Origin of the sequence: Synechococcus sp. R50.1 (genome assembly GCF_047462115.1) — a bacterium.
Classification (GTDB): Bacteria; Cyanobacteriota; Cyanobacteriia; order Thermostichales; family Thermostichaceae; genus Thermostichus.
In genome coordinates this window covers 102,748-125,722 of record NZ_JANSIN010000002.1, presented here as the reverse complement: position 1 = coordinate 125,722, position 22,975 = coordinate 102,748, and the positions used below count along the sequence as shown (strand labels likewise).

Genomic DNA, 22,975 nt, shown 5'->3' with positions numbered 1-22,975 from the left:
GGGCAACCTGACACGGTAAGTGCTGTCGCAGAACCAGGAACCAGAATCCCCTGCCTTTAGGCAGGGGAGTATGTCAATTGTGAGATAATGGTAAAGCTGCGCTTTCTGTGCAGCCTCTGGTTCTAATCAGTTCTATCTGGCCAATTAGGGGATAGTATGCTGCACACACTATCTGGCCAATTAGGGGATAGGTCTCCAGCTCTGATCGGGATCCACTGTATCCTGGAGCTTTACGACTGCCCGGCCAAACTTTTGGATGATGCCTCTCTGGTGCAACAGGCTTTGCGAGAGGCAGCCAGACGCTCCAACTCCACCTTTTTGGGAGAGCTGTGCCATCCATTTGAGCCACAGGGGATTACAGCCCTCGCTCTTTTGGGGGAATCCCACATCTCCATTCACACCTGGCCCGAAGCGGGCTACGCGGCGGTGGATGTGTTCACCTGTGGTCGCCACACCCGACCGGAAGCGGCCTGTGAATATCTGATCGACGTGTTTCAAGCGCGACGATATTCCCTGCGCAAGGTGCCCCGCCGCACCGCGCAACCGACACTCCTGGAAGAGGCCCCAGACTCGGCTGAGGTGCTCACCTGTGAAGCGACCCGACGAAGGCGCTGAGATCTTCGCCAATCGCAGCTTTTTCCAAACTGTCATGGGGGCCATCTGTAGGCTGGGTGGGATCCGATTCACCCCAGAGGTCAGTCTATGTTGCTGGAAAAAGCTGTAGCGAGGTGCTTATGAGCAGCCCGAGAAGTTTCTTCTGGGTTCAGGAGTACTTTACCCCTTGGGACTACACCGCCCGTGCCGTCACGCGCATCTTGGCCTACCGAAAAACCCCTTTCCAGGAGATGCTGATCGCCGAGACGGGGGCCTTCGGCAAGGGTCTGATGCTGGATGGGCATTGGCAATCCACTACCGTGGATGAGTTTCTGTACCACGAGGCTTTGGTTCATCCGGCTATGGTGCAGGTTGTCCAAGCGGGCGGGATCCCCCGGCGGGTACTGGTGTTGGGGGGGGCAGAAGGGGCAACGCTGCGGGAGGTGCTGCGTTGGCGCTCGGTGGAGCAGGTGGTGATGGTGGACATCGATGGGGAGGTGGTGGCAGCCTGCCGAGAGCACCTGCCGGAAATGCACCAGGGATCCTTTGAAGATCCGCGGGTGGAGGTGGTGATTGCCGATGCCTTGGATTTTCTCCAGGAAACAGGCCCCATTTGGGATGTGATCCTTTCCGATCTTTCCGATCCCATTGAGTCCGGCCCTGCCTACCGCCTCTTCACCCAGGAGTTTTTCCGCCAGATCCGCTCCAAGTTGCAGCCCGATGGGGCTTTCACCATCCAAGCCGGGCCGACGGGGCCGGTTGAGCTTCATCAACACACCCGCATTGTTCGCACCCTGAAAACGGTGTTTGCCGCCGTGCAGCCCTACGCCATCTATGCCCCCACCTACGGTGGCCCACTGGGTTTTGCCCTGGCAGCTCAGGATCCCATCTCCCCCAGGCCAGAACCGGAGCAGATCGACCAGATGCTGAGCCAACAGTTGGATCCCGAGCGAGGGGCACTGCAATTCATCGATGGCATCACCCTTCTGGGCCTCTACCAAGTCCCAGCTCACCTGCGCCGTGCCATTGCCGCCGAGACCACGGTTTATACCCTGGACAACCCGCCTCGCATCGAATAGGGGGCTATCCAGCACCCCGAAGGGATCCCAGGAGAGTTTGTCTTTGGTGCCATAACTTGGTAGATTCGTGAGCAGCCGAATTTTGCTTCCCTGATGAAAGTCCTGGTTATTGGTGGTGACGGATACTGTGGCTGGGCGACAGCCCTGCACCTATCCAACAGGGGTTATGAGGTGGCCATTCTCGATTCCTACGTCCGCCGCCTCTGGGATCTGCAACTGGGGGTTTCTACCCTGACCCCCATTGCCCAGCTAGAGCAACGGGTGGATCGCTGGAAGGGGCTAACCGGCAAGGACATTCCCATCTTTGTCTGCGACGTTACCAACTACGAAGCCCTGATCTCCTGCATGCGCCGCTTCCCGCCGGATGCCATTGTTCACTTTGGCGAGCAGCGCTCTGCCCCTTACTCGATGATCAGCCGCGAACACGCGGTAATGACCCAGGTGAACAACGTGGTGGGCACCTTGAACATCCTCTACGCCATCAAAGAGGAATTTCCCGATTGCCACCTGGTGAAGCTGGGCACCATGGGTGAGTATGGCACCCCCAACATCGACATTGAGGAGGGGTACATCACCATCGAGCACAATGGCCGCAAGGATACCCTGCCCTACCCCAAGCAGCCGGGATCCATGTATCACCTCTCCAAAGTACACGACAGCCACAACATCCACTTCGCCTGCCGCGTCTGGGGCCTGCGCGCCACCGACCTCAACCAAGGAGTGGTGTACGGCGTGCTGACGGAAGAAACCGGCATGGACGAGGTGCTGATCAACCGTCTCGATTACGATGGCGTATTCGGCACAGCTCTGAACCGCTTCTGCATTCAGGCTGCCGTGGGCCATCCGCTGACAGTGTATGGCAAGGGCGGCCAGACCCGCGGTTTCCTGGATATCCGCGACACGGTGCGCTGCGTGGAGCTGGCCATTGCTCACCCTGCCGAGCCGGGCCAATTCCGGGTGATGAACCAGTTCACAGAGCAATTTAGTGTTGAGCAACTGGCGTTGCTGGTGCAAAAGGCGGGAGCCACCATGGGCCTGAAGGTGGAAATCAACCACCTGGAGAACCCCCGCGTCGAGCTGGAAGAGCACTACTACAACGCCAAAAACACCAAGCTCCTAGACCTGGGCCTCCAGCCCCACTATCTGTCCGATTCCCTCTTGGATTCGCTGCTCAACTTTGCTCTCAAGTACAAGGATCGGGTGGATGTGCGGCAGATTTTACCCAAGGTGAAGTGGAAAGGTTAACTCTCCAGGCAAGCTTGGGCCAGGCTCAGCCAGCCGCGCGCCAGGTTGTCCAGGTTATAGCCGCCTTCCAAGCCGAAGAGGGTTTTGCGGGTCACCTGCTCCAGGCAAAGGCGGGCCATGCGGCCAAAGGCTTCCGGCTCTAGCTGCATACCGGCCAGGGGATCCCCTTTGGCACAGTCGAAGCCGGCGCTCACCAGCAGCAAATCGGGCTGGAACGCTTGCAAGAACGGCAAGATCTTCTCGTCGAGGGCCTTTTTGTAGACCGACCAATCCGAGCCGGCAGGCAAAGGCACGTTGCAGAGGTTGCCGTGGATCCCGGTTTCGCGAGCGGAGCCGGTGCCGGGGTAGAGGGGAAACTGATGGATGGAGGCATAGGCCAGTTGGGGATAGCGCTCCACCACCGCCTGCGTGCCGTTGCCGTGGTGAACATCCCAATCGAAAATCGCCACCCGCTTCACCCCCGGCTGATCCAGCGCCCACAGCGCCGCAATGGCTGCGTTGCTGAATAAACAAAACCCCATTGCCCGTTCTGGCTCTGCGTGATGCCCAGGTGGACGGCACAGCACCAGCGCTGGCTGAGCGGTGGTCAAAACCGAGGCAGAGCCGGCCACCCAAGCCCCCACAGCCAGGCGCGCCGCTTCAAAACTTCTCTCCGAGAGAGCAGTGTCGGCATCAATGTGTCCCCCACCTGCTGTTGCCAACTCAGCCACCTGTTGGATGTGCTGACGCGAGTGTACTCGCTCCAGCTCTGCCAGCTCCGCCAAGGGGGGATCCCGCCATTCCAACTGGTTGGCAAAAGGGGCACCACGCAGCGCCTTAACAATGGACTGCAAGCGAGCCGGACGCTCGGGGTGAAATGGCCCAGTATCGTGGCTGAGGAAAATATCGGAATAGTAAACAGGCAACATGGGCAGAGGCAACAAGCTAAGGCAACGCCTTTGCAGTGTAGCTTAAGCCCGCCCCCTCTATCCGTAGAAGACCTCTGACATGGATCCCGCATAGGGGTCAAGGCCAAAAGAGGCTTGTTGGAGTTTTTGATTGACCACATCCCGCACTACCGACCGCAGCAATTCCAGCTCAGAGGAATTGAGTTGATCGCGGCTGGGACACTCATCGGCAGCCAGCCACATGTAGATGGCGGGGACCCGGTTTAGGATCTGCTGCATCATCGCTTCCCGCTCCCTAGCGTCATAAAACACCTGTTGATGGGGGTGCTCAGTGGAGAGGATAGTTTCCAGTTCTCCCAATGCCAGGTACTCGACGATATTAACCAACATCTTTTCCATGATGAATGTCCCTCCTAAAAATCCCTGTCGCTCTTAAAAACAGACATTAAACAAAAAACGCTGCTTCCCCATCTTCCTCCGCTGCTTTTGGCACCGGATTTTGCCTACAGGCCGACCATTTAAGCCGGTTGCAGTTAAGTCTGCCGTCGGGAAGAAGTTGCGGTTTCGTTCGTAAGATCCTCTTGTGCAGCCAATCCTTGCCTCCTCTATTCGCCTCGTTTGCCTTTCCACTTGCCGCTGAAAGCAGCCAATAGGAGCCATCAGCAGCTGGAAAATCTTTTTGCTGGTATTCAGTACCAACGAAGAATTATCAGCGTTCAAGAGAAACAAGGTAGAGCGTTTAACAAAGACTATAGAAACTCGACTGCAAAAGGCAGGAAGATCTTACTCAGCTATTTGTCATTCACTACCCTAACACGTGACTGTGTAAGAAATTGCGGGAATATTAAGAAACTTACATATTTCTTGACAATTGACTAAAACTTCTGTCTGTCAAGGAGGCCCTGGAAGGCAGTTAAAGAGTTGTAAAGAGCAACTCTTCCCTTGGCTCCAAGCTCTGAAGAACTGCCAAATCCAGGGATCCAAAACAAATAGATTTAGCCTGCTATGGGCAGATCGACTCGCTGAGCCTGGATCCAGAAAGACTCTAGGTCATAGTAGTCCCTTTCCTGTTGCATAATCACATGGACAATGAGATCGGCATAGTCGATCAGTATCCAAGAGGCCGATTCCTGCCCTTCGATGCGGCGCGGAGTTTGTTTCCACTCGTCCCAAACCTTTTCCTCAATTGCTCGGGCAATGGCGCGGACTTGCGTGAGCGAGTAGCCGCTGACCAGAAGAAAGTAATCTGCCAAAGTGGAGACTTGGGATACATCCAGCAGAACGATATCGCCACCTTTTTTCTCTTCTGCCGCGCGAGCTGCACTCAGCGCCATGCAATAGATGGGATCCCCAGCAGGGGCAGGCATGAGATGTAGCAACTAAAACCCTCCTGAAACGACTGAGTTAACCTAGGACACCGCTTTTTCTAAAGGATGTAACAAAAAATGATTCCGAGTCATGAGTGTGCGCGGATGAACCACCTGATTCCGGTCTAGCAAAAATTTTAGGCTCAAGTCACATACTCCCACTACGGTTTTAGACAAATCTACAAAAGCCATCTGCCGCAACCGCTCCAATTCTGGGCTGTTGCCCCGATTCGGCTCCAGGGCATCGGCCACGAAAACCACGCAACTGAGCGGATCCATGCCGGGCTGCCCTAGCGTGTGGTTGGCAATGGCCGCCAAAATCTCCGGATCCTGTACCTGAAACTGCTCCCGCGCCACCAGGGATCCCACCTCAGCGTGCAGGATGTGAGGTTCGGCCCGCTCAATTTCATCCAGCTCCCGTTCCTGAGCCACCCTTTGCAACAGTTGCTCCGGCGGGAAAGCCTTGGCCAAGTCGTGCATCAGCCCTGCCCAAGCAGCTTTCTGCTCATCCAGCCCGTAGTGGGCCGCCAGCTGTCGGGCCATCCCCTCTACCCCCAAGATATGGCGGAGGCGAGGAGGAGACACCCGCTCCTGTAGCCAGGCCAACACCTCTTCCCGCCCCAGTTGAGTGCCCATGGCCCTAATCATTTTGCAACTTCAGCACGGCCATAAACGCTTCTTGGGGCACATCCACCGTTCCCACCGCCTTCATGCGTTTTTTCCCCTCTTTTTGTTTTTCCAAAAGCTTGCGTTTGCGGGTCACATCTCCTCCGTAGCATTTGGCCAAGACGTTTTTGCGCAGGGCTGGTATGGTTTCACGAGCAATCACTTTAGAGCCAATTGCTGCCTGAATGGGCACTTCAAATTGATGGCGTGGGATCAGCTCTCGTAACTTGGCAACTAGGGAACGGCCTACATAAAAAGCTTTGTCCCGATGCACAATTGTGGATAGAGAATCCACCACATCGCCGTTGATCAAAATGTCCAAACGCACCAAATCATCGGCGCGATAGCCAATCATTTGGTAGTCCATGCTGGCATAACCACGAGTGCGTGATTTCAATTGGTCGAAAAAGTCGGTGACCACTTCCGCCAGGGGCAGCTCATACACCAGCGTAGTCCGACCCTGCGCCAGATATTTCATGTCTTTAAAAGTGCCGCGTTTGGTCTCGCACAGCTCCATCACGGTACCGACAAATTCCTCAGGAAGAATCACCTCTACCCTGACAATCGGCTCCTCAATGCTGGTGCGCTCGTTGGGGGGAGGCAGCTTGCTGGGATTGTCCACCCGAATCACAGAGCCGTTGTTGAGGGTAACTTGGTACACCACCGTCGGAGCTGTGATCACCAGATCGAGATTGTACTCCCGCTCTAGGCGTTCCTGCACCACCTCCATGTGCAGCAGGCCCAGAAAACCACAGCGGAAGCCGAAGCCCATGGCGCTGGAAATTTCTGGCTCAAAGTACAGGGCAGCATCGTTGAGCTTGAGCTTTTCCAGAGCCTCTTTGAGTTCGGCGTACTGATCGGAGCTGCTGGGGAACAGGCCACAAAACACCATCGGCTTGGCTTCTTTGTAGCCGGGCAGGGGCTCAGGAGCTTTGCGATTCACCAGTGTGATGGTATCCCCAACACGGGCGTGTTCCACGCTCTTGATGGCGGCGGCCATGTAGCCCACCTCGCCCGCATGTAGGGCATCCACCGGCTCTTGGTTGGGACGCATCACCCCCAGCTCGGTAATCTCGTATTCTCGGCCAGAGGCCATAAAGCAAATCTTGTCCCCCGTTTTCACCTCCCCGTCCATGATGCGCACATAGACGATCACGCCGCGATAGGCGTCGTAGTAGCTATCGAAAATCAAGGCCCGCAGGGGCTCCGCCACCGTATCCCGTGGGGGCGGCACCCGCTGCACAATGGCCTCCAGAATCTCTTGAATGCCAATACCCACCTTGGCAGAGGCGAGGATTGCCCCGCTGCAGTCGAGGCCGATTACCTGCTCAATCTCGGCAATGACCCGCTCCGGCTCGGCCCCCGGCAGGTCGATTTTGTTGATCACCGGAATAATTTCCAGGTTGTTCTCCAGGGCCAGGTAGACGTTGGCCAGGGTTTGGGCCTCCACCCCTTGAGAGGCATCCACCACCAGCAGCGCCCCTTCACAGGCGGCCAGGGAGCGGGAGACTTCGTAGGTGAAGTCCACATGCCCCGGCGTGTCGATCAGGTTCAAAACGTAGTCTTGGCCGTCTTGGGCACGGTAGTTCATGCGGGCCGCTTGCAGCTTGATGGTAATGCCCCGTTCCCGCTCCAGTTCCATGCTGTCCAGCAGTTGCGGCTTCATCTCGCGGGCTGAAACGGTGCCCGTTTCCTGCAGGAGGCGATCGGCGAGGGTGGATTTGCCGTGGTCGATGTGGGCGATGATGGAAAAGTTGCGAATACGGGAGACAGGAACGCCGGTCATAAAAACCTGATCAGGGCAAAGATTTTTTACAATGCTAGCCTCTCTGCTCCCCTGCCTGAACTGAGGTTGCCCAGAAGTTGGCTGCCAAGGGGAGAAGACACAGCCCTTCTGCCGGACACCAGAGCACCCTACTGGAATTGGCCGGGACAGCTCCTTTCCGGCAGCGCTGACTAGAGCCGGTACAACAGACGTGCCGCTTGTGTGGCAGGGATGGGATCCGTGAAGATGGAAAAAGCCAGAACGAACTTAGGCGGTGTTGTCGCCAGCTCGCCAGGAGGCTATGGGTCTGACCCGACGGCAGAGGAAGCAGTCCAGAACCCTGCCCAAAGCACTACTTGTCTAACTTCTCAATGTAGGGGCGAATGTCATTGAGGTCGATGTAGCGGTCGGTGGCGTTGCGCAGCTCGCGGGCGATCATCCCTTCGGTGGAGACAACTGTAATCAGCGTGTTTTTGGAACGCAACAGCTCGACGGCCCGCTCAAAATCTCCATCGCCGCTAAATAGAATGATCCTATCGTACTGGCCAACGGTGTTGAACATATCGATTACTATTTCGATATCCAGATTTGCTTTTTGGGAGTACCGACCGGAGTCTTCATCTCGATATTCTTTGAGGATCTTGGTGCGCACAGTGAAGCCCATGCTGATCAGAGCGTCTCGAAAGGCCCTCTGATCATGGGGATCCTTGATGCCGGTGTACCAAAAGGCGTTGACCAATTCAACATTCGGCTGTGATCTAACAAAATAATCCAGCACCCGGCGTGGGTCAAAAAACCAGCCATTTTTCTGTTGAGCATAAAACATATTATTGCCATCAATAAAGATGGAAACCCGAGTGACGGGATGATGGTAAAACATAAAGCTTTTCCGAAAAAAGTAAGGTGAACTGGTCAGAAAAAGAGGATGAAAACGAGGTCACTGACTTTCCACAAGAGCTGCTTCGGGCAGCCAGCACCTTGCTGACACCAATCTCTCATCATAGCCAAAGGTGGGATCCCTTTCTCAAGAATTAACTCTGGGGAGAGGCACCCCTGTAAACCAAAGCGGGTTCCGGTTGCCGCAGGGCATAGCTGGATCCCGGTCGATCGGCTTGGCTAACGTACAGCTCCGCCAATTGTCGAGCCAGGTTACGGATGCGCCCAATGTAGAGGGTGCGCTCGGCTACAGCAATGACACCACGAGCGTCGAGCAGGTTAAAGGTGTGGGAGCACTTGAGCACATAGTCGTAGGCGGGCAGGAGCAGAGACACGGCCAACCGATCCGGCAACACCTGTTTCTGCAGCTTCTGTTGGGTGGTTTCGATCAAACGCTTGGCCTCGGCTTCGTAGAGCCGGAACAATTCCAGTAGCATCTCCGGATCGGAATACTCGAAGTTGTAATAAGATTGCTCGACCTCATTTTGGAAATAGATTTGTCCATAGGTAATCCGTCCCAGAGAAGGATGCTCATTCCAGCAGAGATCGAAAACCGAATCCACCCCCTGCAGATACATGGCCAGGCGCTCTAGCCCATAGGTAATTTCTACAGAAACCGGGCGACAATCTTGTCCGCCCACCTGCTGAAAGTAGGTGAACTGGGTTACTTCCATGCCGTCCAGCCACACTTCCCAGCCCACGCCCCAAGCCCCCAAGGTGGGAGATTCCCAGTCATCTTCCACAAAGCGAACATCGTGTTCTGCCGGGTTCACGCCCAAAGCTTGCAGGCTATCCAGGTACACATCTTGAATGTCATCGGGGGAGGGCTTGATCAACACTTGGTATTGAAAATAGTGCTGCAGGCGATTGGGGTTTTGACCGTAGCGTCCATCGGTGGGGCGGCGACAGGGTTCGACATAGGCCACTCGCCAGGGATCCGGCCCCAAGGCGCGCAAAAACGTGTGGGGGCTCATGGTGCCGGCGCCTTTTTCCAGGTCGTAGGGTTGTAGGATCAAGCAGCCCTGCTCCCCCCAAAACTGTTGCAGGCGAAAGATCAAGTCTTGAAAGGTGTGGGCTGACATGGCAGGGGTTGGGCAGAGATGGATTAACCCCTATCCTACCAATCTCCTCCTCTCAGTCGAGCAGCTCTTCCCGATCAGCTGGATCCGAGTAGTCCCACTCGATGGGGGGCATTTGGTCGAAGGCTTGTTTGAGGGCGCTTTCCCACAGTTTGCGCATCTTGGCCAGGTAGGGATCCCCGGTGCGCAGGCGCAGACGGTGGGTGACCTTGAACTGATCCGCTTGCACCATCACCAAATCGATGGGGGGGCCGACGGAGATGTTGGATTTCATGGTGGAGTCAATGGAGAGGAGAGCGCATTTGGCCGCATCTGCTAGCGAGGTTTCGTAGGAGAGGGTGCGATCCAAGATTGGCTTGCCGTATTTGGTTTCCCCCACCTGCAAAAAAGGGGTTTCCGGGGTGGCCTGGATGCAGTTGCCCTGGCTGTAGATCAAAAAGAGGGCCGGCTCCTCGCCTCGGATCTGTCCCCCCAACAACAGGCTGCACTGGGCGTCGATACCGTCCTTTTCCAGCCAGGGTCGGTCTTGCTCCTGGATGTACCGAATCTTGGATCCCAGGTAGCGGGCCACGTCGTAGAGATGGGGGAAGGTGTGGAGATTGGAACTTTCCTGTTGGCGCAGATCCCGCTGCACTTCGGTCAAAACGCCCTGGGTGATGGACAGGTTGCCGGAGGTGCAGATCAAGATCACCCGCTCTTCGGGCACGGAAAAATCGAACAGCTTTTGGTAGGTGGAGACGTAGTCCACCCCGGCGTTGGTGCGGGAATCTGCCGCCATCACCAAGCCAAAGCGGGTGATGATGCCAAGGCAGTAGGTCATGCGAACGATGCGGCTCGGCTCTCTGATTGTAGAGGCGATTGTAGAGGTTCAGGGGAAAGCAAATCCGATTTTGTGGCGGATTTCCTCCCGCAGGCGGGCGGTGATCGAGGCTTCGTCCAAATCGGCCAAAATCTGGGCTATGGCGGCTTTGGGGCCCTCTGGCCCCCAACTGGCTCCCTGGGCCAGGTAGCGGCGGGCGGACTCGCCGATGGCATAGCAGGAAAACCCGGCCAACACCGCCTGCGTCAGGGCCACGGAACCGTAGGCTCCCAGAGAGAATCCCCCCAGCAAGGTTTTCAGGGATCCCAGGCCCAACAGCGCCACCCACTCGCCGGCGCCCAGGCTGAGCATGCTGAGGATGATCTTCTGCAGCAGTTGTGTGGCTCCTGCAGTGCTCATGGGCCAGCCGTACAGGCGGGCCAGGCGCAGGATCAGGGTGACATCGATGGCCAGCCCTCCCAAGGTATCGAGCAGGGTGATGGGGTTGAGGGCAACCGCCAGCGCTTTGGTGCGGGCGGCTGAGGCGATGAGGTCTTGGGCTTGCTGGGCACGGGTTTGCAGCTTGCGCTCAATTACCTGCTGGTTAACCCGATCGGCAAACAGGAGGGCATTCAAGGCCAGCAGCGAACGCCCCTCCCGATGCAGGACTTCCAGGATTTTCAGGCGCAGCTCATCCACCTGCGGGGATCCCACTTCCATCTGGGCAGCAAAGCTCCCATCCGGCCTTTGCACCAGGCGGGGCACGCGAGGGGAGGCCGCCACCATGACGATCTCGTCGGGGGAAAGGAGCTGCCGCACCCGTTCGTTGCGGATCTTGTCGTAAATGGCCTGGCGATCCGCCTCTGGGTACTGGTCGATCTTGTTGAACACCAGCAGCATAGGCTTGCCCGCCTCCCGCAGGGTGGCCAGAGCCTCAAACTCCACCCGCGTCAGATCCCCGCAGACGACAAACAGGATCAAATCCGCCCGCTGGGCCACTTCTCGGGCCAGCCGCGCCCGCTCTTCGCCGTCTACTTCATCCAGGCCGGGAGTGTCGATCAGCTCCAGACAGGATCCCTGCCAATGGGCGACCTGTACCGACTGCACCGAGGAAGGGGGGAGGCGGGATCCCTGCAGGGATGTGCCAGAGAAGGAGGACTGGGGGCGGGTTTCCCAGCTGATGTTCCAAGTTGCCGCTTGCTGGGTACGGGTGATGCCATGGGTGGGCCCCGTCTCAAAGACTGGCTCGCCCAGCAGGGCATTGAGCAGGGAAGACTTGCCTCGCCCCACCAGACCAAAGGCGGCGATGTGGATGACCTCGGTTTCCAGCTTGTCCAAGAGCGCTTGCAAGCTCTCCAACTCCCCTTCTAAGCCCGCGACCTCTTGGGGGCGCAGATCCAGTTGGGCCACCCACTGGCGCAGGCTGCGCTTGGCTTGTTGGTAGTTGAGGTCATCTTGTAGGGTGTTGCGGCGAGCCATAGCCGTAGCGCTCAATAGCGGTAGGAAGCAGCCCTTAAAAGACTCCACTTTGCTCTCGGGATCGGCAGGCTTCCCCACCGGACAGAGAGCTTCTCATCGGACAATACAAGGGACAATACAAGACGATCATAAGAGGAAGGGAAGAGTTAAGCTCAAAGCAAGGCGGCCTCAGCCGCCGGGATCCGCAACTCAAAAATCCGATATCCAAAACTTGGCAAGAGGAGGTTTTCCATGCCCAGGGCTATCTGGAATGGGGTAGTGGTGGCGGAGACAGACCGCTACGAAACCGTAGAAGGCAACATCTATTTTCCGCCGGAATCTCTGCGCCGGGAATACTTCCAGCCCAGCTCTACCCACACCACCTGCCCCTGGAAGGGGGAGGCCAGCTACTACACCCTCGTGGTCAACGGCCAGGAGAACAAAGATGCCGCCTGGTACTACCCGGATCCCAAACCCGCTGCGGCCAACATCCGGGGCTATGTGGCCTTCTGGAAGGGTGTCAAGGTGGAGCCCTAGCCGGAGCCGAGTTTGTCAACCGGGTATGATGGGAAGGGTGGGTTGGAGAGGCGATGCCATGCTGACCGATGGCCGGATCCTGTTTGGCGCGGCCCGGTGGGCGAGAAAGCTGGGCCTGGCCGGATTGAGCTTGGTGCTGTTGGGCTGCAGCCCCGCAGGTTTTCGCACCCCGCGTCCCAGCCTGACCAACAGTGGCCTCAACAGCATCTTCCCCGATGGGGAGCCTGCTTTCAACGGAGATGGCCGCTACCTGGTGTTTTCCTCGGCCCGCAGCGGCAGCCAGGATATTTTTCTCTACGACACGGTGGAACGTCGCTTGGTGGATCTGCCCGGCCTCAACTCCAGCGACGTGGCGGCTACCTCGCCCGACATCAGCGCTGATGGCCGCTACATCGTCTACGTGTCCAATGCTCTGGGCAAGTCTGAGATCTTCCTCTACGACCGGGAAACTCGCAGGATAGAAAACATCAGCAGCCGGGTGCCAGGAGATGTGCGCAACCCCACCATCAGCGGCGATGGCCGGTTTATCGCTTTTGAGAGCAACGGCCAAGGACAGTGGCACATCGAGATTTTCGACCGGGGGCCGGCGGCCAGCACGCGTCCAACCTCACCTTCTTCCCCCAATGCTGACGACAATCCCTGAGGGGATCCTCAAGCTAGGATAGACCCCCCTGCTTTGCAAGAGTTGTTGCATGTCGATTCCCCTCGCCCAGCGACTTCAGCCCCTCGGCGGCAATGTGTTTGACCAAATGGATCGAGCCAAGCGAGAGGCTCGTCGCTCTGGCCTGGATGTGATCGATCTGTCTCTGGGATCCTCCGATCTGCCCCCACCTTCAGACTCCTTGGCGGCCATCCAATCGGCTCTGTCGGATCCCTCTACCTATGGCTACACGCTGTTTCACGACACGGCGGACTTTCGGTCTGCCTGCGCCAAGTGGTACAGGGGCAAGTTCGGCCTGGAGATCGATCCGGAAACAGAGGTGCTGCCGTTGATCGGATCCCAGCAGGGAACGGCCCTCTTGCCCCTGGCCCTGCTCAACCCCGGCGATGTTGCTTTGGTCGCCGATCCGGCCTATCCCTCTCATGCGGGCGGGATCCATCTGGCGGGCGGGATCCCCTACTACCTGCCCCTGCGGGCGGAAAACCGCTTCTTGCCCCAGTGGGATCGGATCCCGGCAGCGATCTGCCGGCAGGCGCGGCTGCTGGTGTTGAACTACCCCCACAACCCCACCACTGCCACCGTCACCCCGGAGTTTTGGCAAGAAACCCTGCAGTTTTGTCAGCAGTACGACATCGTTCTGGCCCACGATTTTCCCTATGTGGACTGGCGCTTCGACGGCCAGGTGGCCCCTTCTGCGCTGCAGGCGGATCCCGATAAAACCCGCACCATCGAGTTTTTTTCTCTCTCCAAGTCCTATCACATGGGGGGATTCCGGGTAGCCTACGCCATTGGCAGCCGAGAGCTGATCCGAGCCCTGCGGTGGGTGAAATCCACCATCGACTTCCACCAATACCAGGGCATTCTGCGGGGGGCAGCAGCAGCTTTGACAGTTCCCGATAGCTTTTTGCAGCGCTGGCGGCAGGTGTACCGCGAGCGACGGGATATAGCTGTGGCGGCTCTACACCGCATCGGTTGGCCTGTGCCCTTGCCAGAAGCCACCATGTATCTGTGGGCGCCTCTGCCGGAGTTTTATCGCGGCTCTTCTGCCCAGTTTTGTCTGGACTTGGTGAGAGCCACAGGGGTTGCCCTGTCTCCCGGTTCTGGCTTTGGCCCCAGTGGGGAAGGCTATGTCCGCTTTGCTTTGGTGGTCGAGGGATCCCGTCTGGAGGAGGCAGTGGGACGGATCGAGGCGTTTTTGTCCCGGTGAATTTCCTAAATCCCAAACATCAATCCCAAACATCGAGCATCCAGCTCTCGGTTGGTTGTGCTCGCCCACCCTCGGGCAATCTAAGTCAGGATAAGAGTAAGAGTGTTATCCAAGTTGAGTGGGCATGGAGAAGGAAACGCTCGACAGTTTTTTGTCCATCCGTGGGGTGATGGGGGTGGCGCTCTTGAGTCGGGCAGGTCGCCCTTTCTTCTACCGCTCTTTTCAGGATTTGGATAGCCGACAGCAGCAAGCCCTTACCGAAGGGCTGTTTCAAGTTTTGGAGACCATGCCCCCAGGACTTGACTATTTTGATTTTCAGTTTGCCGAGCAGCGGGTTTTCGTTTACCCCCTTGGGCCGGAATGGGCGCTGCTGGTGGCGGTGAATGACGAGCTGGTGATGCCGGTTTACACCTTGGCCGTGAACCGCCTGCGAGCCGAGCTGCAGCAGGATACGCCAAAGGGCTTGGCCACCTTTCGTCTATTTACCAGCCAGGCGGAGGCAGGCCGGAACGCTACCCAGCCCAGTTCCGCTCCTGCGGCGGGCCCGCGCATGGAGATGGATGTCTTCGTGCAATCTCTGAACCGTCTCTGCCAGATGACAAGCGGCTATTTGGGCAAGGCGGTGATCGTCAACTATTGGAAGGCAGCACGGCAGGAAGTGGTGGAACGCCAGGGATCCCAAGCAGAATGGCTTAACCAGTTCGAGATCGAGCGCAGTGGCCAGATCCACTACCGGGGATCCCTCAAGGAACTGGACGAATCTCAGCAAAGGGTGCTACGGGATTGGGTGCTGGCTTTTTTCCGTCGCTGTGAAGAGGTAATCCACGATTTTCGCAACTTGATCAAATCGTCAGAACTGCGCCTATGAAAAGGGGCCAGTCTTTTTCCTGAGTAGGGCTATCGGCGAACTCTACCCGGCTCTTGGTCGAGGAAAATCCAGGCTAAGCTATGACCATGATCAACCCGGATCACGCCAGGTGCAGACGGGATCCCTGCTTGGAGATGTTTCCTCTTGTCGCCGAAACCGGTGCAGCCGAAGATCTGCATTTGCTACCGCGATGCCGCCGGATCCCTCGCTAGTATGGGGTTACGGCGCGCTATGCGAAGGAGTTGCCATGCTGAGAATCGTCACCCAGCTAGCCGAGGCTGAAGCCGAGCTTAGACGGATCTCGGAGCGCACTCAGGCTGACCAGAACCTGCACCGTGAAGCAACCGTGCGGGAGATCCTGCAAGCGGTACGCCGTCAGGGGGATCGTGCCCTGCTGGCCTATACGGCTGAGTTTGACCAGGTGGAGCTGAGCGTTGCCGAACTGAAGGTGTCTGGGGCCGAGCTGGAGGCGGCTTACCAGGCGGTGTCTCCGCAATTGCTTTCAGCCTTACGGCTGGCCAAGCAGCGCATTGAGGCTTTTCACCGGCAGCGGGTGCCCAGCAGTTGGGTGAGCTTTCCCGGCCCTGAGATCGTTTTGGGCAAGCAATACCGCCCTGTGGATCGCGCCGGCCTCTACATTCCGGGGGGGCGGGCCGCCTACCCCAGCACTGTGTTGATGAACGCCATCCCGGCCCAGGTGGCGGGGGTGCCCGAGATTGTGATGGTGACGCCACCGGGATCTGACGGGTTGGGGGGCAAGGGGATTAGCCCGGCCATTTTGGTGGCTGCCCAAGAAGCCGGGATCCAGACCATCTATCGCGTTGGGGGGGCTCAGGCAATAGGAGCTTTGGCCTACGGCACCGAGACCATCCCCAAGGTGGACGTGATCACCGGCCCCGGCAACATCTACGTAACGTTGGCCAAAAAGCTGGTGTACGGCACAGTGGGGATTGACTCCCTGGCAGGGCCTTCGGAGGTGTTGATCATCGCCGATGAGAGCGCCAACCCTCTTTATGTGGCTGCCGATTTGCTGGCCCAAGCCGAGCATGATCCCCTGGCGGCGGCCATCCTTCTGACCACCGATCTCCAGCTGGCCCAGCAGGTGCAGCAGGCGGTGGCCACCCAGATGGAGGCCCATCCCAACCGTCTGATGGTGGAAAAGTCGGTGGTGAACTACGGTCTGATTGCGGTGGTGCCGGATCTGTCAACGGCGGTGGCCTTGTCCAACCTGTTTGCGCCAGAACATTTGGAATTGCAGGTGGCCGATCCCTGGGCTTTGTTGGATCCCATTCGCCATGCGGGGGCCATTTTCTTGGGCCACCATACCCCAGAGGCGGTGGGAGATTACCTGGCCGGCCCCAACCATACCCTGCCTACGGCAGGCTCAGCCCGCTACGCCTCGGCTCTGGGGGTAGAAACTTTCCTAAAGCATTCCAGTCTGATTCAATACGGCTCAGCGGCTTTGCGGGAGGTGGCCAGCGCAATTCAGGCCCTCGCCCAGGCGGAGGGGTTGCCTGCCCATGGCCAGTCGGTGCAGGTGCGGTTGGCAGAAGGAGGCTAGAGGGTTTGCAAAAGCCTTGTCTCAAGCCTTACAGCCGTGGTCGCGTACCGGAGGGCAGGATGACGGGTTGGGTCAGGCGAAAGGGGCAGTGGGGGCTTGCGGCAGTTGGGATGAGCTGGGCTCTGTTGCTGGCGAATCCGGCAGTGTCTTCCTCCGGCAGGATCCCTTCTCCCCACTGCTGTCGCGAACAGGATGCCGCTCTGTCGGTGCAACGGAGTTCTTCTTCTGCTGTTTCTATCCCTTGGGATTGGGTGTATGGGTTGCAGGAGCAAGCCCGGCAACGGCAATGCACGGTGGTTGGCCTGTTGCGCAGCGATCCCCTGCCGGCGCCAGATCCCCAGTGGCAGGTGTACACACGGCTGGATTTGGTGGCTACACCCGAGGCTGGTCGGTTGACCAGTGTGTTGTTTGCCGAGAACACCCGTACTCAAGCCCTGCAAGTCGTTTATCAAGCCTCGGCGTCTGTGTACGACCCTGCCGAGCCATTGGATTTTGCCATGATCCTGCCTTTGGCCTGGCAGGGGAACACTTTGCTGGCGCGGGAGTACGAAGGCTGGTTCCAAACCGATTTGAGCTGGGATCGGGCGGTGGTCTGGCCCTTGCCCACCGGCTCGACAGGGATCCCACCGGTGCAAATCTGGGATCCGCCGCCGGCGCTGGGGTATGCGCAGCTGCTGGGCTGGGATCCCCAGGCGCGAGAGCGGGTGCTGTTTGCGGTGGCCGATAGCCTTGGAGAGATGCCCCGCTTGGTGAGCGTGGGCCCAGACCGCCAGGTGTTGCTGCGAGCGCCTGCCGTTGCCCTTTCCCCAACTCCCTCTTCTCTACAGGGGTGGCAGGAGATCCGGCCCAAGGGGGGAGAGCCTCTCTGCCACCAAAGCCGTTTTGGGCTGGAGCAGGGAGGGGAAAATGAAAAATTAAACTGAGATGCAGAAGCCTGTGGGAGCGACAACCATGTCCAAACCGGTGGTGCGGCGGGGCTGGCCTCTGGAGGCCTTTGTCGGGGATGTAATCGTCTGTACCCTAGAGGGATCCCATCTGGATCAGGTGACGGAAATCCGAGTCAGCCCGGCGGGCAAAGGGATCCGGGTCAGCTTTGGGGATCCCTTGGGGCGATCCCGAGAGCCGGTGCAGGCCAGTGCCGAGCACCTGACGGTTACCTTCGAGATCGATCCCAGCACCTACCCCGGTGAGAAGCGCATTGAGCTGATCTCGCCGGCAGGGCCGAGCGATCCCTTGCCCTTTTTGGTGATGATGTAAAGGCGCGAAGAGAGGCAGTGGATCATGCCGTTTGCGATTGCCCCGACCGACTTGGGCGTGCTGGTGCTGGGGGTGGGCCTGTTGCTTTTGGCCGGGGGTTGGGCCTGGTGGCTGCGGCGGCAGAAGCGTGCTGCTTCCCCAGAATCGACAACCGTTTCGCCCGTCCCGGCGGTTGACCCATCGGCTCTTTCGGCGGAACAAGCGGCTCAACTGGAGCCGTTCGAGCAGGCGCTGGGAGATCAGCCGCAGGATCCCATTGCCTGGTACAACCGCGCCACCACCCTCGACCACCTGGGGCAAGCCCAAGCTGCCCTCGCCAGCTACGACCGCGCCCTGGAGCTGAAGCCGGATTTCCCCGAAGCCTGGAACAACCGTGGTTCTCTGCTGGACGATCTCGGTCGCCATCAGGAAGCTCTGGCCAGCTATGAGCGGGCTCTGCAACTGAAGCCGGATTTTTTTGAGGCCCGCTTTAACCAGGCCAACACGCTGCGGCAATTGGGCCGCTACGAAGAAGCCCTACGCGCCTACGAGCGCGCTCTTGCTCTCAGCCCCGATAGCCCGGAAACGTGGTACCTGCACGGGCTAACCTTAGCCTCTCTGGGGCGGTGGCAGGGATCCTTGATCAGCTACGACAAAGCCCTCGCCATCAACCCCGTCGATGCTCAAGTTTGGCAGAGTCGGGGGCTGGCTCTGTTTCACCTAGAGCGCTACGCCGATGCTCTGGCCAGCTACGAACGAGCCCTGCAACTGGGATCCGAATCCGTCTCTCTCTGGGCCGGCCACGCCCTTGCCCACCACCGCCTCGGCAACCCGATGGAGGCCCTCAACAGCTACGACCGTGCCCTGGCGCAAGATCCCAAACGCCCTCAGATCTGGGTGCAGCGCGGCCTGGTTCTGATGGACTTGAACCTCTACGAGCTGGCCATCCAGAGTTTTGATCGGGCCCTGCAGATGGATCCCGACAATGCCGAGGCTCACTACGCCAAAGCCTGCTGCTGCGCCTGGGAAGGCCAAGTGCCTCAGGCCCTACAAGCCCTGGAGCAAGCCCTACGCCTGGAGCCGGAGCGCTACCGCCCCTTGCTCTCCTCTGAACCCTATTTCCACCCCATTCGCGAGGAGCCGAGTTTTGCGTCGTTTTTGGTAGCTCTCGCCGGCACGGAACCCCTCAAGAACCCCCCGCCGCTGTCACGAACAGCCTCTTGACGTTCTCACCTCCCAGAAGGAGAGGAGAGGCTGGAATGCACAGGCTGTTTCACCGCCAACCTGACCCAATTACCAATAACCACGAGAGCACGCCAACAACAGAAATCCGGCAATTTCGTTGGGTCTTACGGGAAAATTGCGCTCTTTTGCCGATGAAACCCGCCGATTTTCCGTGGAGATGCTGTTGCTTGGGTCAAGAAACCTGGTCAAACTAAGAACGTTCCAGCTCTTGGCAAATCTCAACAGTGTCCGGTTGTGCTTCTAACGCCATCCCTGTAGCCCTGTAGCACCTGCTTGCGCAGGGTCTGGCTGGGCAAAAGCGTCTCTTGACTGGATGGGTGTTGGTTGTGGGTGGGATCCTCAACCTTTGAATGGTTTTCGAGTTCCTTGAGTGCTTGTTCTACAGTTATTTTCGGCAAATCGGTAAAGTGGTTGTCTATGATAACGGCCCCTCGCCTGATCTCTCCCAAGAACTCCGTCTCACCGAGGCGACCGGCGGCCTCCACTCCATTGCCTTTGGCCAAGACCGGATTCCCAGCCGCATGTGGATCTATGGCATCTCATGAGGATGTTAAAGCCCGAACCGCCGAACTGTTGCGGCTGTACCACCAGAATCGGGATCCGGCCCTGCGCAATCGACTGGTGGAAATAAACATGGGCTTGGTGCGCAAAGAAGCCCATCACTGGCGCAACCAGTGCAATGAGGGGTACGATGACCTGGTCCAAGTTGGCTGCTTGGGTTTGATTCAGGCCATCGAACGGTTTGATATTACCCGTGGGCTGGCTTTCAGCTCCTTTGCCATGCCCTACATTCGCGGAGAAATTCAACATTACCTGCGAGACAAGAGCCCCACCATGCGGATCCCACGCCGCTGGACAACTCTGCAACGACAAGCCAAGAAGGTGATTGCCCGTCTGCGGCAAGAGTTGGGCCGTTCTCCCTCTGAGGCCGAGGTGAGAGAAGCCCTACAACTGACGGAGCAGGAATGGCGAGAGCTGGAACTGGCTCAACAAAACAGCCTTTTGCTCAGCCTGGATGCCCCGATTCAAACCGAGGAAGACAGCGTCGCTTTGGGGGAGGTCGTTCCGGATCAGCGCTACCGCAGTTTTCAACTGGCCGAAGAAGACCGCATTCGCCTACAGCATGCCTTGGCCAAGCTGGAGGAACGCACCCGCAAGATTTTGGAATTTGTCTTCTTCTACGACCTCACCCAAAAAGAAACGGCAGAGCGGCTGGGGATCAGCGCCGTTACCGTTTCCCGCCAAGTCAAAAAGGGGCTGGAACGTCTGGCCAAGTTGTTGAATCAAGATATTTTTTAAGTTGTTGAATCAGAATATTTTTCGAGATGCTGGAACCGACGCAACTGGCGGTGGCTTTCCACCCTGTAGAACAGCGAGGGCTCTGTACCGCAACAGATTGATAGACTGATGGAAACATGGACGAGAGTATTTGATGAATAGAAAAAACCGCTCTTCTCGGGATCGACCCTTGGCACCCCGCGGTTTCAAGCCTAAGCTCGGTCAGAACTCGGTGGTCAGGGATCCCTTCTTCCAACGCCAGTCCAACCGGCAAAGTCCAGAGGGAATCCGCTTAGCCCCCTATGTGCGCACCTTGCCCTTGGTTGTGGATGCCATGCTGGATTTGGCCCAGGTGGGGAGCGAGGATACTCTGTACGACTTGGGCTGTGGGGATGGCCGCATTCTCATCCGGGCGGCACAGCGCTTTGGCACGCGGGGCGTGGGGGTGGATATCGACCCGGAGCGCATCCTGGAAGCCCAACAGCGGGCCCAAGAAGCCCAAGTTCAGGATCGAGTCACCTTTCTCCAGCAGGATCTGCTCACTCTGGACTTAACCCCGGCGACGGTGGTGAGTTGTTATTTGCTGCCCAGCTCCCACCTGCTGATCCGAGACAAGTTGCGCTCCCAGCTTCGGCCCGGCGCTCGTCTGGTCACCCACTCCTTCGACATGGGGGATTGGCCCCCCACCGCCACCACCACCGTATCGGATGTCATCAACACCTACACCATCTACCTTTGGCGGATCTAACCCTGGGGATCCCAGGCTGTCGCTTCCCCAAAAGCAGCAGAAGGCTGGTGCAGTACAATCCGGTTGCCATCGGGATCCCGAAAATCCACCTCCTGTCCGTGAAAGGCTTGTCGCAGAGGGGAAATGGAGATCTGATAAGCTTCCGCCAACCCCTCCAGTGTTGTCAGGGATCCCTGTAAATCCTGCACCTGTAGGCAGAGGCTCACCGCTTCGGTTTGGGCACCACCATCGAGATGACGGCTGCGATAAAGGCCCAGCCGCAACCCCGGCAGACGAAACTCCACGTACACCGGATCCCCCTCTGTTGGAAGCTGGACTTGGGGAGGGATCCCCAAGAGAGCCCGATAGAAGCGCTGCAGACGGGGCAAGTCTGGGGTAGCCACGCTGACCAAGGCGCCGGAGAGCTGCATCGCAACCGCCAAAAGACCGAGTTGCTTTATCTTAGTTCCTCAATGCTCCACGTCGAAGAACCCCCTTATGCAGTCTTTGCACCAACCCGTGTCGGCACAGCAGCTTGCAAAGCCTGGAGAAACTCATCGCTGCTACAAACCCAGCCAAAAAACTTCTCAATATTGGCTAAGGCGGCCTCCTTGAGCAGGGGCGGCCCCACCTGCAGGGTGGAATCAGATAGCAGCAAACAGAAATATTCGCGGTGAAAAGCTTCTCGGATGGTGGATTCCACACAGACATTGGTGGCAATGCCTGTAAACACGAGATTGCGAATCCGCCGCTGCCGCAGCAGCATATCAAAATGAGTTCCGGCGAAAGCACTGTAGCGAGTTTTCTGGAGAACGATTTCTCCAGGGAGAGGTCTTAATGCCTCAACAAAATCATAGTCCCACGTGCCCTTAATCAATAATTTTCCTGACAACTCGGGCCGTTGGCGCATCAACTTCAGGGCGTTGGATTTGTACCAATTGGGGGAGCCGGGACCACCTGCCTCCTCAAGTTGGGGATCCCAGCCATTTTGAGTAAAGATGATCGGCATTTGTAAAGGGCGAACCGCTTCCAGCACACGGGCGATAACCTGAATGACCGCCGGCGCTTCGCCGAGATCACTACCCAAAAGGTCCACATACCCGCCCCTGCTGGCGTAGGCATTTTGCATGTCCACCACGATCAAGGCGGTTTCTTCCAACTGAAAGGTAACCGGATCCGGGCGACTGGGGATCACAATAGGAGTCGGCATTGAAAATCTCCAAATAGACTCAAATCCTCAAGCCCCAATGTGGGCCACGGCAGCAATTTCCACCAGCAGATCAGGACGTACCAAGTCTGCTTTCACCACAAATCGAGCCGGTAATACCCCCGGAAAATACTCTTTGTATACGGCGTTCATGCCCGCATAGTTGGCGTAGTCGGTCAAGAAAACGCTGCAGAAGACGATGTCCTCCATCGTTCCTCCTGCTTCTGTAACGACGCTTTTAATCAGATCCAACACCACGCGAGTTTGGGTGGCGATGTCGGATCCCACCGTCTTGCCCTCCGGATCTAGGGCCAATGTGCCCGAGATGTAGAGGGTATTGCCCACCTTCACGCCGGGAGAATAGGGGGCGATGGCCGGATATCCGGCTGGAGCAATGGCAACCTTAGGCATATGGGATCCCGAATCACAACAGGATTGCACCTTAGCGGCGAATTTAATCTTCCACAGTTGGCTGGGATACAGCTACAGCCGGTTTCTCTGGAGCAGATTCCCGATCTTCGGGGGAGATTCTCTAGCAGAACTAGACTATAGCTAGACTATAGTAGGTACCGA

27 protein-coding genes are annotated in these 22,975 nt (G+C 57.9%); 15 read left to right on the top strand and 12 right to left on the bottom strand.

Features of this window, described 5'->3' with window-relative positions; genetic code table 11:
* The first annotated feature begins 156 nt into the window (after positions 1 to 156).
* The 3 genes from speD to NW870_RS01380 all read left to right on the top strand — a co-directional run bounded on the left by speD (position 157) and on the right by NW870_RS01380 (position 2,918).
* Entirely contained in the window at positions 157 to 615 is a 459-nt protein-coding gene (speD, locus tag NW870_RS01390) for an adenosylmethionine decarboxylase (protein ID WP_414328672.1), read from the top strand.
* A 119-nt stretch (positions 616 to 734) separates the two neighbouring features.
* The gene (locus tag NW870_RS01385) at positions 735 to 1,673 is read left to right on the top strand and encodes a fused MFS/spermidine synthase (protein ID WP_414328671.1); all 939 of its coding nucleotides are present in this window, start codon (positions 735 to 737) and stop codon (positions 1,671 to 1,673) included.
* A gap of 93 nt (positions 1,674 to 1,766) precedes the next feature.
* Positions 1,767 to 2,918 (top strand): NAD-dependent epimerase/dehydratase family protein, encoded by a 1,152-nt coding sequence (locus tag NW870_RS01380; RefSeq protein ID WP_414373485.1) that lies wholly within the window; start codon positions 1,767 to 1,769, stop codon positions 2,916 to 2,918.
* On the opposite strand, the gene NW870_RS01375 is transcribed toward NW870_RS01380, so the two are convergent.
* The 9 genes from NW870_RS01375 to NW870_RS01335 all read right to left on the bottom strand — a co-directional run bounded on the left by NW870_RS01375 (position 2,915) and on the right by NW870_RS01335 (position 11,896).
* A complete protein-coding gene (locus NW870_RS01375; protein WP_414373483.1) occupies positions 2,915 to 3,826 on the bottom strand; it encodes a histone deacetylase in 912 nt (303 codons plus the stop codon). The two genes, NW870_RS01380 and NW870_RS01375, sit on opposite strands and share 4 nt — an antisense overlap.
* Positions 3,827 to 3,883: 57 nt before the next feature.
* Complete coding sequence (locus NW870_RS01370) at positions 3,884 to 4,204, bottom strand: hypothetical protein (protein WP_011431733.1); 321 nt, start codon at positions 4,202 to 4,204, stop codon at positions 3,884 to 3,886.
* Between the two features lie 596 nt (positions 4,205 to 4,800).
* Entirely contained in the window at positions 4,801 to 5,172 is a 372-nt protein-coding gene (rsfS, locus tag NW870_RS01365; RefSeq protein ID WP_011431734.1) for a ribosome silencing factor, read from the bottom strand.
* Between the two features lie 42 nt (positions 5,173 to 5,214).
* Positions 5,215 to 5,808 carry a bis(5'-nucleosyl)-tetraphosphatase (symmetrical) YqeK gene (yqeK, locus tag NW870_RS01360; protein WP_414328665.1) on the bottom strand — a complete coding sequence of 198 codons (594 nt, stop codon included), beginning with the start codon at positions 5,806 to 5,808 and terminating at the stop codon, positions 5,215 to 5,217.
* Positions 5,809 to 5,812: 4 nt separating this feature from the next.
* Positions 5,813 to 7,624, bottom strand: a complete 1,812-nt coding sequence (gene lepA, locus NW870_RS01355) for a translation elongation factor 4 (protein WP_414350006.1) — start codon at positions 7,622 to 7,624, stop codon at positions 5,813 to 5,815.
* Positions 7,625 to 7,955: 331 nt separating this feature from the next.
* Positions 7,956 to 8,483 (bottom strand): NYN domain-containing protein, encoded by a 528-nt coding sequence (locus NW870_RS01350; protein ID WP_011431737.1) that lies wholly within the window; start codon positions 8,481 to 8,483, stop codon positions 7,956 to 7,958.
* Positions 8,484 to 8,634: 151 nt separating this feature from the next.
* Complete coding sequence (gene glyQ, locus NW870_RS01345; protein WP_011431738.1) at positions 8,635 to 9,621, bottom strand: glycine--tRNA ligase subunit alpha; 987 nt, start codon at positions 9,619 to 9,621, stop codon at positions 8,635 to 8,637.
* A 52-nt stretch (positions 9,622 to 9,673) separates the two neighbouring features.
* On the bottom strand, positions 9,674 to 10,438 hold the full coding sequence (locus tag NW870_RS01340) for a proteasome-type protease (RefSeq protein WP_011431739.1): 765 nt from the start codon (positions 10,436 to 10,438) through the stop codon (positions 9,674 to 9,676).
* 48 nt (positions 10,439 to 10,486) lie between these two features.
* Positions 10,487 to 11,896: a DUF697 domain-containing protein gene (locus NW870_RS01335; RefSeq protein ID WP_414373493.1), complete on the bottom strand. Its 1,410-nt coding sequence runs from the start codon at positions 11,894 to 11,896 to the stop codon at positions 10,487 to 10,489.
* Between the two features lie 231 nt (positions 11,897 to 12,127).
* On the opposite strand from NW870_RS01335, the gene NW870_RS01330 reads away from it, so the two are divergent.
* From NW870_RS01330 to NW870_RS01275, 12 genes are all read left to right on the top strand, one after another.
* Complete coding sequence (locus tag NW870_RS01330; protein ID WP_414328853.1) at positions 12,128 to 12,412, top strand: DUF427 domain-containing protein; 285 nt, start codon at positions 12,128 to 12,130, stop codon at positions 12,410 to 12,412.
* A gap of 58 nt (positions 12,413 to 12,470) precedes the next feature.
* Positions 12,471 to 13,055, top strand: a complete 585-nt coding sequence (locus tag NW870_RS01325) for a TolB family protein (protein ID WP_414343009.1) — start codon at positions 12,471 to 12,473, stop codon at positions 13,053 to 13,055.
* Between the two features lie 49 nt (positions 13,056 to 13,104).
* Entirely contained in the window at positions 13,105 to 14,280 is a 1,176-nt protein-coding gene (locus NW870_RS01320) for an LL-diaminopimelate aminotransferase (RefSeq protein ID WP_414373481.1), read from the top strand.
* Between the two features lie 124 nt (positions 14,281 to 14,404).
* Entirely contained in the window at positions 14,405 to 15,148 is a 744-nt protein-coding gene (locus NW870_RS01315) for a hypothetical protein (protein ID WP_414356297.1), read from the top strand.
* Between the two features lie 80 nt (positions 15,149 to 15,228).
* Complete coding sequence (locus NW870_RS01310) at positions 15,229 to 15,360, top strand: hypothetical protein (RefSeq protein WP_414373479.1); 132 nt, start codon at positions 15,229 to 15,231, stop codon at positions 15,358 to 15,360.
* Positions 15,361 to 15,395: 35 nt separating this feature from the next.
* A complete protein-coding gene (gene hisD, locus NW870_RS01305; RefSeq protein WP_414356296.1) occupies positions 15,396 to 16,709 on the top strand; it encodes a histidinol dehydrogenase in 1,314 nt (437 codons plus the stop codon).
* A gap of 110 nt (positions 16,710 to 16,819) precedes the next feature.
* Positions 16,820 to 17,632: a hypothetical protein gene (locus NW870_RS01300; RefSeq protein WP_414373477.1), complete on the top strand. Its 813-nt coding sequence runs from the start codon at positions 16,820 to 16,822 to the stop codon at positions 17,630 to 17,632.
* A gap of 28 nt (positions 17,633 to 17,660) precedes the next feature.
* On the top strand, positions 17,661 to 17,966 hold the full coding sequence (locus tag NW870_RS01295; RefSeq protein ID WP_414356294.1) for a hypothetical protein: 306 nt from the start codon (positions 17,661 to 17,663) through the stop codon (positions 17,964 to 17,966).
* A gap of 24 nt (positions 17,967 to 17,990) precedes the next feature.
* Complete coding sequence (locus NW870_RS01290) at positions 17,991 to 19,169, top strand: tetratricopeptide repeat protein (RefSeq protein WP_414373474.1); 1,179 nt, start codon at positions 17,991 to 17,993, stop codon at positions 19,167 to 19,169.
* Positions 19,170 to 19,597: 428 nt separating this feature from the next.
* A complete protein-coding gene (locus NW870_RS01285) occupies positions 19,598 to 19,735 on the top strand; it encodes a hypothetical protein (RefSeq protein WP_414373471.1) in 138 nt (45 codons plus the stop codon).
* Complete coding sequence (locus NW870_RS01280; RefSeq protein ID WP_414356291.1) at positions 19,722 to 20,489, top strand: RNA polymerase sigma factor SigF; 768 nt, start codon at positions 19,722 to 19,724, stop codon at positions 20,487 to 20,489. Before NW870_RS01285 ends, NW870_RS01280 begins: the two co-directional genes overlap by 14 nt.
* A 133-nt stretch (positions 20,490 to 20,622) precedes the next feature.
* A complete protein-coding gene (locus NW870_RS01275; protein WP_414373469.1) occupies positions 20,623 to 21,216 on the top strand; it encodes an SAM-dependent methyltransferase in 594 nt (197 codons plus the stop codon).
* Here the strand turns inward: NW870_RS01275 and NW870_RS01270 are convergent.
* From NW870_RS01270 to NW870_RS01260, 3 genes are read right to left on the bottom strand one after another with little or no spacing between them, the layout of a single operon-like run.
* Complete coding sequence (locus NW870_RS01270) at positions 21,213 to 21,638, bottom strand: VOC family protein (protein ID WP_414356288.1); 426 nt, start codon at positions 21,636 to 21,638, stop codon at positions 21,213 to 21,215. The genes NW870_RS01275 and NW870_RS01270 overlap by 4 nt on opposite strands.
* Before the next feature lie 53 nt (positions 21,639 to 21,691).
* Positions 21,692 to 22,405: an isochorismatase family protein gene (locus tag NW870_RS01265; protein WP_414373467.1), complete on the bottom strand. Its 714-nt coding sequence runs from the start codon at positions 22,403 to 22,405 to the stop codon at positions 21,692 to 21,694.
* A 27-nt stretch (positions 22,406 to 22,432) separates the two neighbouring features.
* Positions 22,433 to 22,813 carry a Rid family hydrolase gene (locus NW870_RS01260; protein WP_414356286.1) on the bottom strand — a complete coding sequence of 127 codons (381 nt, stop codon included), beginning with the start codon at positions 22,811 to 22,813 and terminating at the stop codon, positions 22,433 to 22,435.
* Positions 22,814 to 22,975 lie beyond the last annotated feature (162 nt).

Coding starts and splice junctions, on each gene's coding strand:
- rsfS (WP_011431734.1), bottom strand. CDS start 5,172: ATGCCTGCCCCTGCTGGGGATCCCATCTATTGCATGGCGCTGAGTGCA.
- NW870_RS01265 (WP_414373467.1), bottom strand. CDS start 22,405: ATGCCGACTCCTATTGTGATCCCCAGTCGCCCGGATCCGGTTACCTTT.
- NW870_RS01320 (WP_414373481.1), top strand. CDS start 13,105: ATGTCGATTCCCCTCGCCCAGCGACTTCAGCCCCTCGGCGGCAATGTG.
- NW870_RS01350 (WP_011431737.1), bottom strand. CDS start 8,483: ATGTTTTACCATCATCCCGTCACTCGGGTTTCCATCTTTATTGATGGC.
- NW870_RS01370 (WP_011431733.1), bottom strand. CDS start 4,204: ATGGAAAAGATGTTGGTTAATATCGTCGAGTACCTGGCATTGGGAGAA.
- NW870_RS01335 (WP_414373493.1), bottom strand. CDS start 11,896: ATGGCTCGCCGCAACACCCTACAAGATGACCTCAACTACCAACAAGCC.
- lepA (WP_414350006.1), bottom strand. CDS start 7,624: ATGACCGGCGTTCCTGTCTCCCGTATTCGCAACTTTTCCATCATCGCC.
- NW870_RS01330 (WP_414328853.1), top strand. CDS start 12,128: ATGCCCAGGGCTATCTGGAATGGGGTAGTGGTGGCGGAGACAGACCGC.
- NW870_RS01315 (WP_414356297.1), top strand. CDS start 14,405: ATGGAGAAGGAAACGCTCGACAGTTTTTTGTCCATCCGTGGGGTGATG.
- NW870_RS01300 (WP_414373477.1), top strand. CDS start 16,820: ATGAGCTGGGCTCTGTTGCTGGCGAATCCGGCAGTGTCTTCCTCCGGC.
- NW870_RS01275 (WP_414373469.1), top strand. CDS start 20,623: ATGAATAGAAAAAACCGCTCTTCTCGGGATCGACCCTTGGCACCCCGC.
- yqeK (WP_414328665.1), bottom strand. CDS start 5,808: ATGGGCACTCAACTGGGGCGGGAAGAGGTGTTGGCCTGGCTACAGGAG.
- NW870_RS01290 (WP_414373474.1), top strand. CDS start 17,991: ATGCCGTTTGCGATTGCCCCGACCGACTTGGGCGTGCTGGTGCTGGGG.
- glyQ (WP_011431738.1), bottom strand. CDS start 9,621: ATGTCAGCCCACACCTTTCAAGACTTGATCTTTCGCCTGCAACAGTTT.
- NW870_RS01385 (WP_414328671.1), top strand. CDS start 735: ATGAGCAGCCCGAGAAGTTTCTTCTGGGTTCAGGAGTACTTTACCCCT.
- NW870_RS01260 (WP_414356286.1), bottom strand. CDS start 22,813: ATGCCTAAGGTTGCCATTGCTCCAGCCGGATATCCGGCCATCGCCCCC.
- NW870_RS01280 (WP_414356291.1), top strand. CDS start 19,722: ATGGCATCTCATGAGGATGTTAAAGCCCGAACCGCCGAACTGTTGCGG.
- NW870_RS01310 (WP_414373479.1), top strand. CDS start 15,229: ATGACCATGATCAACCCGGATCACGCCAGGTGCAGACGGGATCCCTGC.
- hisD (WP_414356296.1), top strand. CDS start 15,396: ATGCTGAGAATCGTCACCCAGCTAGCCGAGGCTGAAGCCGAGCTTAGA.
- NW870_RS01340 (WP_011431739.1), bottom strand. CDS start 10,438: ATGACCTACTGCCTTGGCATCATCACCCGCTTTGGCTTGGTGATGGCG.
- NW870_RS01380 (WP_414373485.1), top strand. CDS start 1,767: ATGAAAGTCCTGGTTATTGGTGGTGACGGATACTGTGGCTGGGCGACA.
- NW870_RS01325 (WP_414343009.1), top strand. CDS start 12,471: ATGCTGACCGATGGCCGGATCCTGTTTGGCGCGGCCCGGTGGGCGAGA.
- NW870_RS01295 (WP_414356294.1), top strand. CDS start 17,661: ATGTCCAAACCGGTGGTGCGGCGGGGCTGGCCTCTGGAGGCCTTTGTC.
- speD (WP_414328672.1), top strand. CDS start 157: ATGCTGCACACACTATCTGGCCAATTAGGGGATAGGTCTCCAGCTCTG.
- NW870_RS01375 (WP_414373483.1), bottom strand. CDS start 3,826: ATGTTGCCTGTTTACTATTCCGATATTTTCCTCAGCCACGATACTGGG.